Below are 13,922 nucleotides of genomic sequence, written 5' to 3'. Positions count from 1 at the left end.
GTGACGCTCCTCGCCCCCATCAAGAGGTCACCATGGCGACTTCCGCTTGCCTTGCGCCAGTCGCGCTGCCGCAAACGGATCCGCTGATGGTTTTCGCGGTGGGGGCCGCAGTGTACCATCGCGCCCCCTGTCCGGATCGTGCAATCCCATGGAATCGCAGAAGAACTACAAGAATTTCTGGAATGAAAAGGCATCCACGCCGGATGGTGCATTCATTGCAGTCGATGGCAGCACGAATGAGGAAACGGCGCGTCTGACCGGCACCTACAGTGCCCATCAGGTTGCAGCCGCGCTCGATCTGCAAGCCACCGATCGCGTCCTGGAGCTGGGTTGCGGCGTGGGTCGCATCGGGCGCGAGATCGCGCCGCGCGTGGCACATTGGGAAGGTTCGGATATCTCGTCGAACATGATCCAGGTGGCACGCGAGCGACTGGCCGACCATACCAATGTCGGCTTCACCGAATTGCATCGCTCAAGCTTGCAGCCGCTGGCCGATGCCAGTTTCGACAAGGCCTACTGCGTCGCCGTGTTCATCCACATGGACAAGGAAGACTTCTTTCTCTATCTGGAAGAAATGGCCCGCGTGATCAAGCCGGGGGGCCTGGTCTATTTCGATGTATGGAACATGGCCAGCCGGGTGGGCTGGCGCCGCTATGCGCTCGAGATCGAGCAGTACCGGGCAGCGGATCATGCCAAGCGCAAGGACGTGGCACGCAACCAGTTTTCCTCGCCCGAGGAAGTGCGCATCTTCCTCGACCGCGCCGGATTCGATCTCGCCCTGCTCCTGGCCGATTCTCCGTGGGTGCAGGCCATCGGCGTGCGCCGAGGCGCGAATTCCGATCTCGAAGCCGCCCGGCAGAGGGCGCAGTCGGCCTCCGGGCGCGTCGCGTATTCCCCGCTGTGGACCGAGCTTTTCGACGGCATCCTCGATGTCGTCACCGGCCAGCGGGCGCCGATGGCGCTTTGGGAAGATCTCTCCGATGATTCACGTGGCGAAGAAATTCCGATGTTCCGCGAATGGTTCCTCGGGATGTGGAAAGGCAATGAAGCTGCATGGGGCGCAGCGCCACGCTGAAAGGGCCGGCCTTCGCAATCGCGTTTCTTCGACATTGAATGCGGCATCTGCGCTGTGGGCGTTGCATAATGTCCCCGCATTCTGATTCCCTGAAGCGAGGTTCGACGTGACTGCGATCAAGCGTGTCGGTGTCATAGGCGGTGTGCGGATTCCGTTCTGCCGCAACAATACCGCGTATGCCGACATCGGCAATTTCGGCATGTCGGTGAAGACACTTGGCTCACTGGTCGAACGCTACGGCCTGCATGGCGTCGAGTTGGGCGAAGTCGCCCTCGGTGCCGTGATCAAGCATCCGTCCGAGTGGAATCTCGCACGCGAAGCCGTGTTGTCATCGGGCCTGGCACCGACCACCCCCGGCATCACCACGGCGCGCGCCTGCGGCACCGGTCTCGACAATGCCATCCTGATCGGCAACAAGATCGCCAACGGCCAGATCGAGGCCGGCATCGGAGGTGGCAGCGACACCACCAGCGATGTGCCGATCGTCTATGGTCGCGCCCTGCAGCAACGCCTGCTGGCCGTGAACCGCGCGCGCAAGCCGGCCGACAAGGTCAAGACGGCGATCCGCGGATTCTCGTTTGGCGAACTGGCCCCGTCGTTTCCCGGCGTGGCCGAGCCGCGCACGGGCAAGTCCATGGGCGATCACTGCGAGATGATGGCGCGCGAATGGAAGATCTCTCGCGAGGACCAGGACAAGCTGGCCTGGGAAAGTCACCAGAAGGCGGCAGCAGCCTATGAGCGTGGATTCTTCAAGGATCTGGTCGTGCCGTTCCGCGGCCTTGATCGCGACAACATCCTGCGCCCCGACACCACGCTGGAAAAACTCGCCACCCTGAAACCCGCCTTCGACAAGACTTCCGGTCACGGCACGCTGACCGCTGGCAATTCGACGCCGCTCAGCGATGGCGCTTCCGCTGTCCTGCTCGGCAGCGAGGCCTGGGCCCGGGATCGCGGCCTCCAGGTGCAGGCCTGGCTGACCCATGCCGAAGTCGCCGCGGTCGACTATGTGCACGGCGAAGGCCTCCTCATGGCGCCGACCGTGGCTGTACCGCGCATGCTCAAGAATGCCGGGTTGAGTCTGCAGGATTTCGATTTCTACGAGATCCACGAAGCCTTTGCGGCCCAGGTGCTGTGCACCTTGCGCGCATGGGAGTCGAAGGACTATTGCAAGAACCGACTCGGCCTGAAGAAGCCGCTCGGAGAAATCGATCCAGCCAAATTGAACGTCAACGGATCGAGCCTTGCCCTCGGCCACCCGTTCGCCGCAACCGGCGGACGCATCGTCGCTACCCTGGCCAAGTTGCTTGAGGAGAAAGGCACGGGCCGTGGGCTTATTTCGATCTGCACGGCAGGTGGCATGGGGGTCACCGCCATACTCGAACGCTGATCGATACGGATCAGAAAGGGCAGGCGCGACGGCGCGCCAGGACCGACATCTGCGAGGGGAAGCGGAAACGATGGAAAACACGAAGCGTGCGTTGGTTTTGACCGGTGAGCTGCTACCCGGTTTTGACGCCGAAAAGGTCTGGCCCGCTGTTGCCAGCTACTTCAGGATCGACGAGGCCCGACTGAAGTCCGATGTGCTGGCGCGCGTGCCGATGACGGTCAAGGAGTCGTCGGATCTTGCCGACCTCACCCAGCGCCAGACCCGATTGACCGAACTCGGTGCGCTCAGCGAAGTGCACGCGCTGGATGGCGGCAGCCATTTCGTATTGGTCGACAACGTGCCGCGCGGGCCCCTGCCGCGCAGCTACATTGAAAAACGACTGCGCCGCGGTGGCTGGCCGGCCTCGGTCAAGGTTGCCCCGGTAGGCAGCACCGACTGGCGCACATTCGATCCGGGGCCCGAAGTGAGCGCACCGCCGCCAGCGCTGAACGGCAATGCCGCAAACGAGGTCGATCCCGAGGATACGGTCGCAGCCAAGATCGCACGCGTTGCCGACAGCATTGCCAGCAAGAAGGATCCGCTGCTCCCGTTGCCGGCCGGGCCTGCCATCCATGCCGGGTTCTGGCGCCGCAGCGCTGCCTATCTGATCGATGGCCTGATCATCGCCATTCCCGCCATGATCCTGATGATCATTCCGCTGCTGGGCGTCATCGTCTATTTTGTCGGCTACTGGCTGTACTTTGCGCTGCAGGAGAGCTCCGCCGTCCAGGCCACTTTGGGCAAACGTGCGATGGGCCTGATCGTCACCGATGGCAAGGGCCAACGCTTGGGTTTCGGGCAGGCTACGGGCCGCTTCTTTGCGGCCGCGATCTCCCATATCACCTTCTACATCGGTTACATGCTGGCCGGATGGACGACGCGCAAGCAGGCCCTGCACGACCTGATCGCCGATACCTGTGTCGTCTTCAACACGGTCAAACCCGGGCAGGCGCTGCCAACGGTGCGACCGCCGATGCCGTGGTACGGATGGGTCGTCAACGGCTTGCTGCTGGCGCTCTTCCCGCTGGCCATCCTCGCCGCCATTGCCGTTCCGGCCTATCAGGACTACGTCGTACGAGCCAGAATTTCCGAGGCCTTCATCGAGGTATCGCCGGCCAAGATCGAAGTCAGTCAGGCAGTCATTGCCAGCGAGCCGTGCCCGCAGGGCTTGCGCAACAGCTCCAGTCCCCTGGTCGACTCCATCCGCATTGCCGGAACCGCGCCGGACTGCGTGATCACGCTGACCTTTGCCTCGGGTCCGGACGTGCCCGATGCAGCGCGCGACGAGTCGATCGAGTGGGCCTATATTGGCGACAACGACTGGAGCTGCGTTTCATCCGTAGAATCAAGGTATCTGCCCGCCGCCTGTCGATGACGCACTGCCGCAGAAGCCTTCGACCGGGGAGGCGTGCATAACCGCAAGCGGACGGCGATACTTGAAAACCACCGGGCGGCGAAATCGGTCGTTGTCCCTGACCACGAACTCAACCAATACGGGGAAGGTAAACAATGGAACCCATCAAGCACGCCCTGGTCCTGACCGGTGAGGTATTGCCCGGATTCGATGCCGCCAACGTCTGGCCTGCATTGGCTGCCTATTTCCGCATGGAGCCCGATCGCCTGAAGGCCGAGCTGCTGGCTCGTGCGCCCATTTCCATCAAGGAAAGCGACGATCTGGCCAAGCTGCAAAAGCTGCAGGACGGCGCTTCCGCCGTCGGCGCGGCCACCGAACTGCAGGCCATGGGCAGCGACGACAACCTGTTCGTACTCGTCGACGGTTCTCCGCGTGGCCCGATGCCGCATGCCTATGTCGAGGATCGGGTGCGCAGCGGCGCCTGGCCATCCAGCATCAGTGTTGCGACCGTGGGCAGCGCCAACTGGCGACCCTTCATCACCCCGGCTGCGCCATCCATGGATGCGGACCAGCAGGCCACCGTGGCGTTCAGCACGTTGAGCCCGGAAACCGTGGCAGCCCAGCCCAGGGCGGCGTCAACCCCTGCTCCGGAAATGCGCATGTCTGCGGCGACTCCCGCCGCTGCACCTGCTGCGAGCGGTGCAAGCATGGCGCCGGGCGAACTCCTGCCGGAAGGCAACATCGTCAACGCCGGCTTCTGGCGTCGCGTTGCGGCCTACATGCTCGACTCGATCATTCTCAGCGTCGTCTCGCTGATCTTCTTCGCCGTGATCGGCGGACTCGGCTGGCTGGCTTCGGACTCGCCGGGCCTGGTGTTCTTCATCATGTTCCTGGGTTACGTCGGCTTGATCGCGATCATGTGGCTGTACTTCGCCAAGTTCGAAAGCGGCCCCAGGCAGGCAACGCCCGGCAAGCAGGTGATGGGCATCAAGGTCACCGACGACAAGGGTCAGCGCATCGGATTCGGCCGCGCGACAGGACGCTTCTTCGGCAAGATCGTATCCGGCATGATCATGAATGTCGGCTACATGATGGCCGGCTTCACGAGCCGCAAGCAGGCGCTGCACGACATGATGGCCGGCTGCTGCGTGGTTTTCCGCGATGTGGAACCGGGCAAGCCGATGCCCACCGAGCGGCCGAAAATGCCCTGGTATGGCTGGGTTCTCAACTGCCTGCCGATTCTGGGCATCGTGATCATGTTTGCGAGCTGGGGCTACGTGATGAGCCAGTTCATGGGCATGGCCTCCAGCGAGATGAACATGGCCGAGTCGGAGATGGCGGAAATGGACATGTCCGATTTCTCCGATCTTGCCGAGTCCATGGATACCAGCTCGGGCGTGGAGGCTGATGAAGCTGCGGCCGTCCGCGCCGGCATGACGTCGGTGTTCATGGTCGCCACCGAAACCCAGGCCGAAGTGGCTGCGATTGCCGATGGCGGCGGAGACTGTCCGGCCGAGGAGCGCACATCGAACAACGCCTGGATCGAGGCCATTCAGATTGGTGGCATAGCCCCGGAATGCACGGTGACGGTGCGCCTTTCCTCATCTTCGGACATTCCGTTCGCCGCCCGCATCGAGCGCATCGAATGGACCTACACGGGCGGCGGCTGGCGTTGCGAGTCGAGCATGGCGGCGGACCTGCTGCCGTTTGACTGCAACTAGCAGCGTGCCGCAGTGGCGGGTCTAGGACCCGCCACTTGATCAGCGTTGTCCAGGACGAAAAAGGCAGCCTCGCGGCTGCCTTTTTCGTTGCATGGTTTGAACGGGCGGGTGGGCGATCAGCGCGCCTTGAACAGCGAAAAGCCGCCACTGCTGGAATAGCCTTCGCGACGGCGCCGACGCATGCCTTCATGCGCTTCCTGGCGACGTGTCTCCAGCCAATCGACGCGTTCGGTCTTCAACGTGGCCGGGTCGACACCACGGCGCGCCGCTTCCTGATTGCGGAACAGCACGAAATCCGCATACGAATCGATTTCCGGCCCCAGTTCGCGAACGCACAGCTCGATCATGATCGCGTCATCGAGAAGGCCGATGACCGGAACATTGTCGGGAATGATGTCGTGCGGATCGGCGAAATAGGCCAGGCAGGACAGGACCCGGTCGCGGTCTTCCTGGGGCAGGCCATAGCCTTCGTCAACGACCAGTTGCAACATCTGGTCGAGCTTCTCGAGCCGTTCCTGGATGAACTGGGGAACCTTGCCGCCCGGCGCGTCGATCAGCAGCCTGGATGCGGCCTCGACGACCTCCTTGGGGCTCAGATCGGCTGCCTTGACCTGTGCGCGTTTCATGGCCTCGACAAAGTGATCGAGGTCCTCATCAGCCAGTTGAATCGTGATGTCGAGGGACATGGATGCCGCTCCGCAGGGGAAAGAGTCAGCGCTGAGACTAGACGGCGCTTGGGGGCGCGTCAATCGGTGCGGGGCCGCGCTGGCTAAAGAATACCCACTGCCCCGGCGCCGATTGCGGTCGCCATGCGCGTATAGATGGTCTTCAACGGCAAGTCGACCTCGGGAAAATCGCCGACGGCCGTATAACAGTCGTAGAAATCCGGGTCGTTCTGCGGCAGCGGTTTACAGCCGGGATTGAGTTCATAGCTGGTCGCGTAGCGGAACGGCCAGAAGTCGAACAGGGGCAGGGCCGTCGAGAAGTCGGCAATGGCATTGTTGATGCGATGGACCAGGTTGGTGCGCGGGCGCTTGGCAATGGCCCAGGCGTTCTGCGGCTCGATATCGCGCAGGATGGCCGCGCTGACTCGCCGCGCCACTTCATCGTCATGAATGATGAATCCCGACTCGGTATTGTAGTTGTCGGAACGCGGATCGAAATTGTGCGAGCCGATCAGGGTCGCGTGATCGTCGATGACGATGGATTTGGCATGCATGCCGACCCGAACGCCGCTGCCACTCGTTGTGAGCGGTGCCTTTCCGTAGCGCTGGTAACCCTGTTCGCTGATTTCGCCGGCACCCAGTTGGGCGTAGTCGGCGATCAACAGGTCCGCATCGCCCGGGAAAGGCTTGAATTCGTAGATGCGGAATCCGAGTTTGAGGTAGCGCTTCTTGTACTTGTGCGACAGCGCATAGACATAGAAGGCATCGGTGGCTGCCAGCGAATTGGTCGAAACGATGATTTGCGGACGTGGTTCCTGTTCCTTGAGGCGACCAAAAAGGCGTCGCGCGCGTTTGCTCAGGACCAGGTACGGGGTCTGCATGAGGATGTTCGATTCCGTCGAGGCGATCAGGCCTTCGATCCGGTCGCCAAGCTCGGAATTGCTGTCCGATGCCGAGTCCTGCTTTTGCGGCTCGTCGGAAAAGTAGTCAACCTTCTCGACGCGCAAGGCTTCATCGACGAAGCGCCGCGAAATCTCGGCCTGATTGCTCGCGTGTGCACTGAGGATGCCGACGCGCATGGGATCCACCTGCCGGATCGGCGTGGGCAAGGGCAGGCTCTGACCCGAATCCGCGACGATCTGGCGGTTCACGTCATTCAGCCGGGTCAGCGGCACGGCTCGCTTGTAGTTCCAGAACTGGTCGAACGATCGCTGCATCTCGCGGCCGGCTTTCGCTCCGGTGACGAGAACGTCGCGATCGCGATAGTCGAACTCCGGATCCCAGTCGAAGTAGCGATTTTCGTAGTTGCGCCCACCGGCGATGCCGAATTCCCCATCGACGAGGAACAGCTTGTTGTGCATGCGCTGGTTGAAACGGGTGAAGCAGCAGAGGATGCTGACCGCGAATTCGAGCGGCTGGGTGACTGCCTTGTTGAAGGTCGGGTTGTAGATGCGGACCTCGAAATTCCGGTGAATCACTGCCAGGCGCGACAATAGCGCCGGGTCTTCAAGCGAAAACAACTGGTCGGCGATGACGCGCACGCGCACGCCGCGCCGCGCCGCCTTGAGCAGTTCATCGAGCAGCAGCCTGCCGGCATCGTCGTTGACCCAGATGAAGGTCTGGATATCGATGCTGGTGCGCGCGGCGCGGACCAGATGGATGCGCAGGAGCAGCGAATCCTCGCCTTGCTCGAGCAGGTTCACATAGTGGGTCTCGCTCTCAGCCGCGCCCGGCCCCTGCGCCTTGTCGGCCAGCTTGCGGTAGGGCGAGTCGATGGCGCAGTGATCCGGCCGGTTACAGGTGAGCTCGTCGTTGCGGGTTTCCGAGACGATCTGGTCGGCCTTGCGCGCAAGCTGGCGATTGACGGTGCAACCACCGAGAAGTCCGAGGACGCAGAGCAGCACCAGGGCGGCGCGCCCTGCCGCGTGAAGCGAATTCCGGTCGCCCCCGATCACGGCTGAGCGGATCCAGCCGCGGGCGCCAACACGCGAATGCTGAAATTCAGCTCGACCTTGTCCGAAAGTGCGCCGCGGCGCGTGGTCATGCCGAATTCGCTGCGTCGAACGGTGCCATGGGCCACCACCGGACAATCGAGTGCCGGCTGCTCGCATTTGGCGGGCTCAAGCACGAATTCGACGGGCCGGGTTACGCCGCGCATGTTCAGCGTGCCGGGCAGCGCACCGCCCTGCCGCAGCTGGTCCAGCGGGAACGGGGCCGACTCGAAAAAGATCTGCGGGTGCCGGTCGACGTCAAAGAACTCCGTCGACTTGACCCATTTTTCATTGGATTCACGGTTCATGCTGACCGCATTCGCATCGATGGCGGCTTCGACCCGGGCCTGTTCATTCTCGATGTGTACGCCACCACTGACACTGCCGAATTGGCCATCGACACTGAACATCAGCAGCACCCTGACCTCGAACGACGCGCTGGAACGCACACTGTCGAAGCGAAGGAAACGGGATTCCGGTGTGGTCGAAGCAGGTTCGGCGGCCATTGCCGAAAGCGAAATGCCTGTTGCCCAGGTCCAGGCAAACACGAGTTTCCACGCATCGGCAAGGAGGTTGCGCCGCCCCGATCCGGTGCTGTGCATGCGGGCGGCTTCAGGTGCGTTGGGGATCACGCGGTCAACTCATCCGGCAAGCGGGAATCCTATGGCCACCAGAAGTGCCGAAGGCTGGCCGATCCGGGTTCGATCGGTGCATCACCATCCACATGCAGCCAGGCGATGGCCCCAGGCGGCATGCCGCGTCCCTGGTCCGAGGTGCCGTCGGTGAGCAGGGCCACCAGCGTCTCCAGGCCTGGATTGTGGCCGACCAAAAGCACGCAATCGGCGTCGCCGTGCTCCTCGAGCACCTGGATCAGATCACCGGGGGTGGCTTCGTAGATCCGTCCATCGACCACGCTGCCAGGGGCATGGCGGAGCTTTTCAACCACGCAGTCGGCCGTTTCGCGGGTGCGTGCGGCGGGCGAGCAGAGAATGACATCCGGTTCCGCAGAATGGTCCTTGAGCCAGTCCGCCGCCGCATGCGCCTCGCACACGCCCCCTTCCGTCAACGGCCGGGACTCGTCGGTCTGCGAGCCAGCCGGAGGTTCCGCGTGGGCGTGTCGCAACAGGATGATCTGGCGTACTGACATGATGACTCCTCGGAGTAGGCCTGCATCATGCCGCATGGCCGGTGCAATTCCCAAGCAGAAGCGAATTTTCCCGGCCTGGCTGAATAAGTACTCGCCAGAGCGGTCGACTGCGAGCGCGAGCAGCGGCGCACGCCGGGACCGATTTCCATGCTCCGCCGCAATACGCTGCGGTGCCTAGCCCTGCTTGTTCAGCCAGCGGATCAGCTTGACCCAATCCTGCTGATGCGAACGCACGATCTCGGAGTGGTAGTCGAAAATGCTGCGGCCGAGGCCATTCATCAGCGAATAGGCCTGGGTATCACGCAACTGTGCAATGACGCTGAACGGAAATTCGCGCATCTCCTCCAGCGACTGCTGGGTGGCGTTCGTCCAGGGCTTGGTGCGATTGGCCACGAGGCCGACGGCGACCTTGCCTTTCTTGATTCTCGGCAGCCTGGCCAGATCGGCCAGAAACGGCATGGTGGCCTCAAGATCAACGACGGACGGCAGCACCGGCACCACGATCGCGTCGACATCGTCGAGAAACTCCGCGATTTCGCTGGCCCGGATACCGGCACCGGAATCGATGATGACGCGCTCGGCGTCTTCCGGGATACGCTGTTGCCAGCCCTTGCGCGTGGCATCGATGGGCAATACGGCGGTATCGAGGACAGCGCGCTTTTCGCACCATCGGCTGCTTGAGGCCTGGCGGTCGGCATCGGCCAACACGGTCGCCTTGCCCTTGAGCGCAGAGTGCGCCGCCAGATTCGTCGCGATCGTGGATTTGCCACAACCGCCCTTGGAACTCGCCACCAGGACTCTCAGCATCTAGGCCTCCGTCGGGTTGCACAGCGCGGGAGAGCGTACTACAGGCGGGCGGATCGTGTCGGTTTAGTGACAGCCTGTCCTGTCGACTGGAGGCAGCGACCCATCGTCTGGCTGCCAGTCCGGTGGCGGCTGCAGCAGATGGCCGTCTCGCAACAGGGCTCGTTCGGCGACCTGGATTTCGTTGCGCGTTTCCATCCAGTCGGCCTCGAACGCGTCGAACTCGACGGGGTCGCATTCGAGCGTGCTCGAAAGCAACGCATAGCGAGAGTTGATGTATTCGAAGTCGCGCATGGCGGTGGCGGCTTGCGGAGCGCCGCTGCGGCGAAGCAGGGCGTTGCCCATGCCGCGCGAAATGATTGCCGTGGATTGCCCTGCCATGAGGCGCGCCGCAGCGATGCAGGCATCGCGACGGCCCGCAAGCAAGTCGACGCTCTTGTCACTGCAGGCGGAAATCAGGCTCGAGAAGGCGGGCAAGGCCAGCGCCGTACTTCGTGCCATTGCCATGATCAGCGGCTCTTCGGCCAAGGCCTGCTCGCGGTCGAGTTCAGGCTGCGCGGGCCGGGGATGGGCCCGGAATGCTTCCATCCATGCCAGTGTGAAATCAGCATAGTGCTCGTCAAAGGCGGCCGCAGCACCAAGATGTGCAAGCGCTTCGGTAACGCCGTTCTCGTCTTTTGCCTCGCTGGCGGCTTGAAGCACGAACATCCACGCTGCTCCATTGTCTGGCTCCAGGCGCAGCACCGCTTTCGCCGGTTCCGACAAGGTGGTGGCGGGCGCGGTGTAGAGTGCGGCGAACCACTGGACGAAGGGGTCATCTGGCGCGGCTTGTGCGGCTCGATCCAGAAGAGCCTGGCGCGATAGGCCCGCTGGGTTCCCGGCATACGGCAGGGACGTCGCTGCCAGTACCAGCGCGCGGGGCGTTCCTTCTGCGAGCAGGCTTTCGACAAGGCTGGCGTTGTAGTGCCCTTCGCTGCTCTCCCGGACGCGGTCGGGTTGCTCTGCCGCCACCGCCGCGCAAGCACCCATCAGGGTGAACAGCAATGCAATGAATCGCGTCACGTCCAGCTCCTTGCCGTGATGAACTTCAAGCATACAACACGGTCATTTCGGAGCGGTTCACCTGAAACGTTCAGACTGATCGATGCATGGCCAGCATTCGCCGGGTGCGGGTTCTTGCACCATACAAGTACAGGGGCATCGATGACGGCCAGCGTGCGCAGACAATGGAAACACTTTGCAGCCACCCCCAGGGGCCGCCGTTTCGTGACTCGCTATCGACTGCGCCGCGGAAGCAGGAGTGGTCTGGTGCGAAAGGTCCTGATCAGCGGGCTCGGCGTGCTGATCATGCTGGCCGGCGTGGCGATGCTCGTCCTGCCCGGCCCCGGAATCCTGGCCCTGATTCTTGGTGCCGTGCTCGTGGCAGAGGAGTCACTGTTCGCGGCGCGCCTGCTCGACCGGCTCGATGTCTGGATTTCACGAAAGATCGAAGCCTGGCGTGCGCGGCGACGACGCTAGCCAGTGCTTGTCGAATCGCCATCGCCACCGAACAGGCCAGCCTGTTCTCCCAGTTCGTCGGCATCGCGAAAATTGCTGATGCCGACCCCGACCAGGCGATAGCGCGTGGATTCAGGCAGGTTCACGCGTTCGCGCAGTGCCAGGGCGAGCGTGGCCAGTTCATCTGCGGACTCGGGCATCGTCGCTGGTGTCAGGCTGCGCGTGAGGATGCGAAATTCACGGGTCTTGAGCTTGAGTACCACGGTGTGCCCGACGCGTTCGACCTTGCGGCTCGCAGTCCAGACCCTGCTGGCCAGTTCGCGGATCGCCGGCTCGAGATCCGCCAGCGGCAGATCCTCGGCAAAGGTATCCTCGGCCGATATCGACTGTACCGGCCGGTCGGGCGTCACGGCGCTTTCGTCGATGCCGTTGCTGAGTTCATGCAGTCGCCGACCGTAGCGGCCGAAAAGGCTCTCAAGCTCGTGCACATCACGGGCGCGCAAGTCACCGACCGTGCGAATGCCAAGCTCGGCGAGTTTGCCGTCCATGACCTTGCCGACGCCGTGGATTCGCCCGACCGATAGTGGCGTCAGGAAGTCTCTTACGGCATCCGGCTTGATCACGAACAGGCCATCGGGCTTGTTCCAGTCCGAGGCGATCTTGGCGAGGAACTTGTTGGGTGCAACTCCGGCCGAGGCGGTCAGTGAAGTTTCCTCGCGGATCTGCTCTCGGATCGCCCGGGCTACCGCCGTGGCTGAAGGCAGGCGGCCGTGATTCTCGGTGACATCGAGGTAGGCTTCGTCGAGCGACAGTGGTTCGACGAGGTCGGTATGGCGCAGGAAAATCTCGCGCACCTGGCGCGACACGGCACGATAGCGAGTGAAGTCGGGCGGCACGAAGACCGCGTCCGGACACAGTCGTTCGGCACGTATGGCCGGCATCGCCGAACGCACGCCAAAGGTCCTCGCCTCGTAAGACGCCGCACAGACCACCGAGCGCGCACCACGCCAGGCGACGACCACCGGCCGACCACGCAGCGAGGGATCATCCCGCTGTTCGACCGATGCATAGAATGCGTCCATGTCGACGTGAAGGATCTTGCGCATGGGGTCGGGAATCGGGAATGGATGATGGGGAATCGGCAAGGGCATTCCACGCGGCTTGAAACTCGCCCGGCAATGCCAATCGCCGATGCTACCAATGCCCGGAGTCGCTGGCGAAGGTCCTGCCTGCAATCAGACGCAATTCTGCGTCAGGTGTCGCTTCTCATCGATCGGATGTGCGGCCGACAATCCACTCGACGATCGCATCGAACCTCTCTCGATCGAGAGCGTGTCCGCTCTCGACGCGGAGCTCGGTGATGAAGTCGCCGGCGACCTTGGCCACTACCTGGTCCGCATCCCGTGAATACTTGTCCCCGGTACCCGACACCACCATTGTCGGCCGAGGCCCGATGCCTGCAAGAACATCGTGCGTGTCGATCTGGCGTGCGAGACCGGGCACGGTCTCGAAGAGAGAGATCCCGGTGCCTTCCCGGCGGCGCGTCTCGAAGCTGCACACGGCACCGCTGACGCACGCGAACCTGCATCGTGCATCGACTGCCGCGTGGTAGAGCGCGGTGTAACCACCGTAGGAGTGGCCTGCCACGCCCACGAGTCGCTTGTCCAGCTCGGTGGCCTGGAGCAAGACGCTCAGCGCCCGTTGTGCGTCATCCAGGCACTTCCTCATCAGCAGGTCACCATCGACCAAGCGGTAGCTCATGGCGTTGTAGTGCTGAAGCCAGTCGTAGTGGTCCGGCTCAACCCCGCGAACCGCTCCTCGTCGATCCTCGAAAGAGATGGAGTCCGGGGCCAGAACGGCGAGGCCTATGCGAGCAAGCGCCGGCCCGAAGGCCTGAAAGGCATCGCCGACCAAGCCGGCTACCTCACTCTTGCCGAAGTGGAACTCCCCATTGTGCTGGTGAAAGACAACCACACCGCCGAGCATGTCACGGCCCCTCGGTGTGAACAGGAAAGCCGGGATGACGTCGCCTTCCAGTCCCCGGTACCCGATCCGTTCCCGGTTGAATCCGACGGCCTCTTCGACGTCGCCTCGCTGGAATTCAACCGAAACAGGGTGCGCAAGCCCCAGCAGTTCTCGAAGCGTCATGCTCAGGTCAGTCATCATCAGCAATGATAGCCCGCAATCAGGACGGCACGTGCGCAGCCGCGGGCGACGACATGCTGCAGGCTATCGGCGGTAT

At 62.9% G+C, this 13,922-nt stretch carries 14 protein-coding genes; 6 read left to right on the top strand and 8 right to left on the bottom strand.

What is annotated here, in order from left to right; translation table 11 throughout:
* Positions 1-148: 148 nt before the first annotated feature.
* The 4 genes from R3F00_RS00440 (at position 149) to R3F00_RS00425 (ending at position 5,576) form a co-directional block, all read left to right on the top strand.
* A complete protein-coding gene (locus R3F00_RS00440) occupies positions 149-1,075 on the top strand; it encodes a class I SAM-dependent methyltransferase (RefSeq protein ID WP_371279717.1) in 927 nt (308 codons plus the stop codon).
* Between the two features lie 106 nt (positions 1,076-1,181).
* On the top strand, positions 1,182-2,462 hold the full coding sequence (locus tag R3F00_RS00435; protein ID WP_371279716.1) for an acetyl-CoA C-acetyltransferase: 1,281 nt from the start codon (positions 1,182-1,184) through the stop codon (positions 2,460-2,462).
* A gap of 70 nt (positions 2,463-2,532) precedes the next feature.
* The gene (locus R3F00_RS00430; protein ID WP_371279715.1) at positions 2,533-3,876 is read left to right on the top strand and encodes an RDD family protein; all 1,344 of its coding nucleotides are present in this window, start codon (positions 2,533-2,535) and stop codon (positions 3,874-3,876) included.
* 134 nt (positions 3,877-4,010) lie between these two features.
* On the top strand, positions 4,011-5,576 hold the full coding sequence (locus R3F00_RS00425) for an RDD family protein (protein ID WP_371279713.1): 1,566 nt from the start codon (positions 4,011-4,013) through the stop codon (positions 5,574-5,576).
* Between the two features lie 116 nt (positions 5,577-5,692).
* Here the strand turns inward: R3F00_RS00425 and R3F00_RS00420 are convergent, their stop codons facing one another.
* From R3F00_RS00420 to R3F00_RS00395, 6 genes are all read right to left on the bottom strand, one after another.
* Entirely contained in the window at positions 5,693-6,262 is a 570-nt protein-coding gene (locus R3F00_RS00420; RefSeq protein WP_371279712.1) for a YkvA family protein, read from the bottom strand.
* 83 nt (positions 6,263-6,345) lie between these two features.
* Positions 6,346-8,196 (bottom strand): phospholipase D family protein, encoded by a 1,851-nt coding sequence (locus R3F00_RS00415; protein WP_371279711.1) that lies wholly within the window; start codon positions 8,194-8,196, stop codon positions 6,346-6,348.
* Positions 8,193-8,864 carry a YceI family protein gene (locus R3F00_RS00410; protein WP_371279710.1) on the bottom strand — a complete coding sequence of 224 codons (672 nt, stop codon included), beginning with the start codon at positions 8,862-8,864 and terminating at the stop codon, positions 8,193-8,195. Before R3F00_RS00410 ends, R3F00_RS00415 begins: the two co-directional genes overlap by 4 nt.
* Positions 8,865-8,893: 29 nt before the next feature.
* On the bottom strand, positions 8,894-9,379 hold the full coding sequence (locus R3F00_RS00405) for a histidine phosphatase family protein (protein ID WP_371279709.1): 486 nt from the start codon (positions 9,377-9,379) through the stop codon (positions 8,894-8,896).
* Between the two features lie 174 nt (positions 9,380-9,553).
* Complete coding sequence (locus R3F00_RS00400) at positions 9,554-10,186, bottom strand: AAA family ATPase (protein WP_371279708.1); 633 nt, start codon at positions 10,184-10,186, stop codon at positions 9,554-9,556.
* A gap of 63 nt (positions 10,187-10,249) precedes the next feature.
* Positions 10,250-11,278 (bottom strand): hypothetical protein, encoded by a 1,029-nt coding sequence (locus R3F00_RS00395; RefSeq protein WP_371279707.1) that lies wholly within the window; start codon positions 11,276-11,278, stop codon positions 10,250-10,252.
* Between the two features lie 213 nt (positions 11,279-11,491).
* On the opposite strand from R3F00_RS00395, the gene R3F00_RS00390 reads away from it, so the two are divergent.
* Positions 11,492-11,701: a PGPGW domain-containing protein gene (locus R3F00_RS00390; RefSeq protein ID WP_371279706.1), complete on the top strand. Its 210-nt coding sequence runs from the start codon at positions 11,492-11,494 to the stop codon at positions 11,699-11,701.
* Here R3F00_RS00390 and dinB read toward each other — a convergent pair.
* Both dinB and R3F00_RS00380 read right to left on the bottom strand, forming a co-directional pair.
* Positions 11,698-12,786 (bottom strand): DNA polymerase IV, encoded by a 1,089-nt coding sequence (gene dinB, locus R3F00_RS00385; protein ID WP_371279705.1) that lies wholly within the window; start codon positions 12,784-12,786, stop codon positions 11,698-11,700. The two genes, R3F00_RS00390 and dinB, sit on opposite strands and share 4 nt — an antisense overlap.
* A gap of 160 nt (positions 12,787-12,946) precedes the next feature.
* On the bottom strand, positions 12,947-13,441 hold the full coding sequence (locus R3F00_RS00380) for an alpha/beta hydrolase family protein (RefSeq protein WP_371279704.1): 495 nt from the start codon (positions 13,439-13,441) through the stop codon (positions 12,947-12,949).
* A 9-nt stretch (positions 13,442-13,450) separates the two neighbouring features.
* Between R3F00_RS00380 and R3F00_RS00375 the strand changes: the two genes are divergently transcribed.
* Entirely contained in the window at positions 13,451-13,855 is a 405-nt protein-coding gene (locus tag R3F00_RS00375) for a hypothetical protein (RefSeq protein WP_371279703.1), read from the top strand.
* The last annotated feature ends 67 nt before the right edge of the window (positions 13,856-13,922 follow it).

This window comes from Dokdonella sp., from assembly GCF_041395345.1.
Classification (GTDB): Bacteria; Pseudomonadota; Gammaproteobacteria; order Xanthomonadales; family Rhodanobacteraceae; genus Dokdonella.
Note: the sequence above shows the minus strand (reverse complement) of the source record. Positions and strands in the feature narration are given on the sequence as shown.

Excerpts from the sequence above, each read along its gene's own strand:
- R3F00_RS00420 (WP_371279712.1), bottom strand. The coding sequence starts at position 6,262 with ATGTCCCTCGACATCACGATTCAACTGGCTGATGAGGACCTCGATCAC.
- R3F00_RS00405 (WP_371279709.1), bottom strand. The coding sequence starts at position 9,379 with ATGTCAGTACGCCAGATCATCCTGTTGCGACACGCCCACGCGGAACCT.
- R3F00_RS00430 (WP_371279715.1), top strand. The coding sequence starts at position 2,533 with ATGGAAAACACGAAGCGTGCGTTGGTTTTGACCGGTGAGCTGCTACCC.
- dinB (WP_371279705.1), bottom strand. The coding sequence starts at position 12,786 with ATGCGCAAGATCCTTCACGTCGACATGGACGCATTCTATGCATCGGTC.
- R3F00_RS00425 (WP_371279713.1), top strand. The coding sequence starts at position 4,011 with ATGGAACCCATCAAGCACGCCCTGGTCCTGACCGGTGAGGTATTGCCC.
- R3F00_RS00380 (WP_371279704.1), bottom strand. The coding sequence starts at position 13,441 with ATGAGCTACCGCTTGGTCGATGGTGACCTGCTGATGAGGAAGTGCCTG.
- R3F00_RS00400 (WP_371279708.1), bottom strand. The coding sequence starts at position 10,186 with ATGCTGAGAGTCCTGGTGGCGAGTTCCAAGGGCGGTTGTGGCAAATCC.
- R3F00_RS00440 (WP_371279717.1), top strand. The coding sequence starts at position 149 with ATGGAATCGCAGAAGAACTACAAGAATTTCTGGAATGAAAAGGCATCC.
- R3F00_RS00395 (WP_371279707.1), bottom strand. The coding sequence starts at position 11,278 with ATGCTTGAAGTTCATCACGGCAAGGAGCTGGACGTGACGCGATTCATT.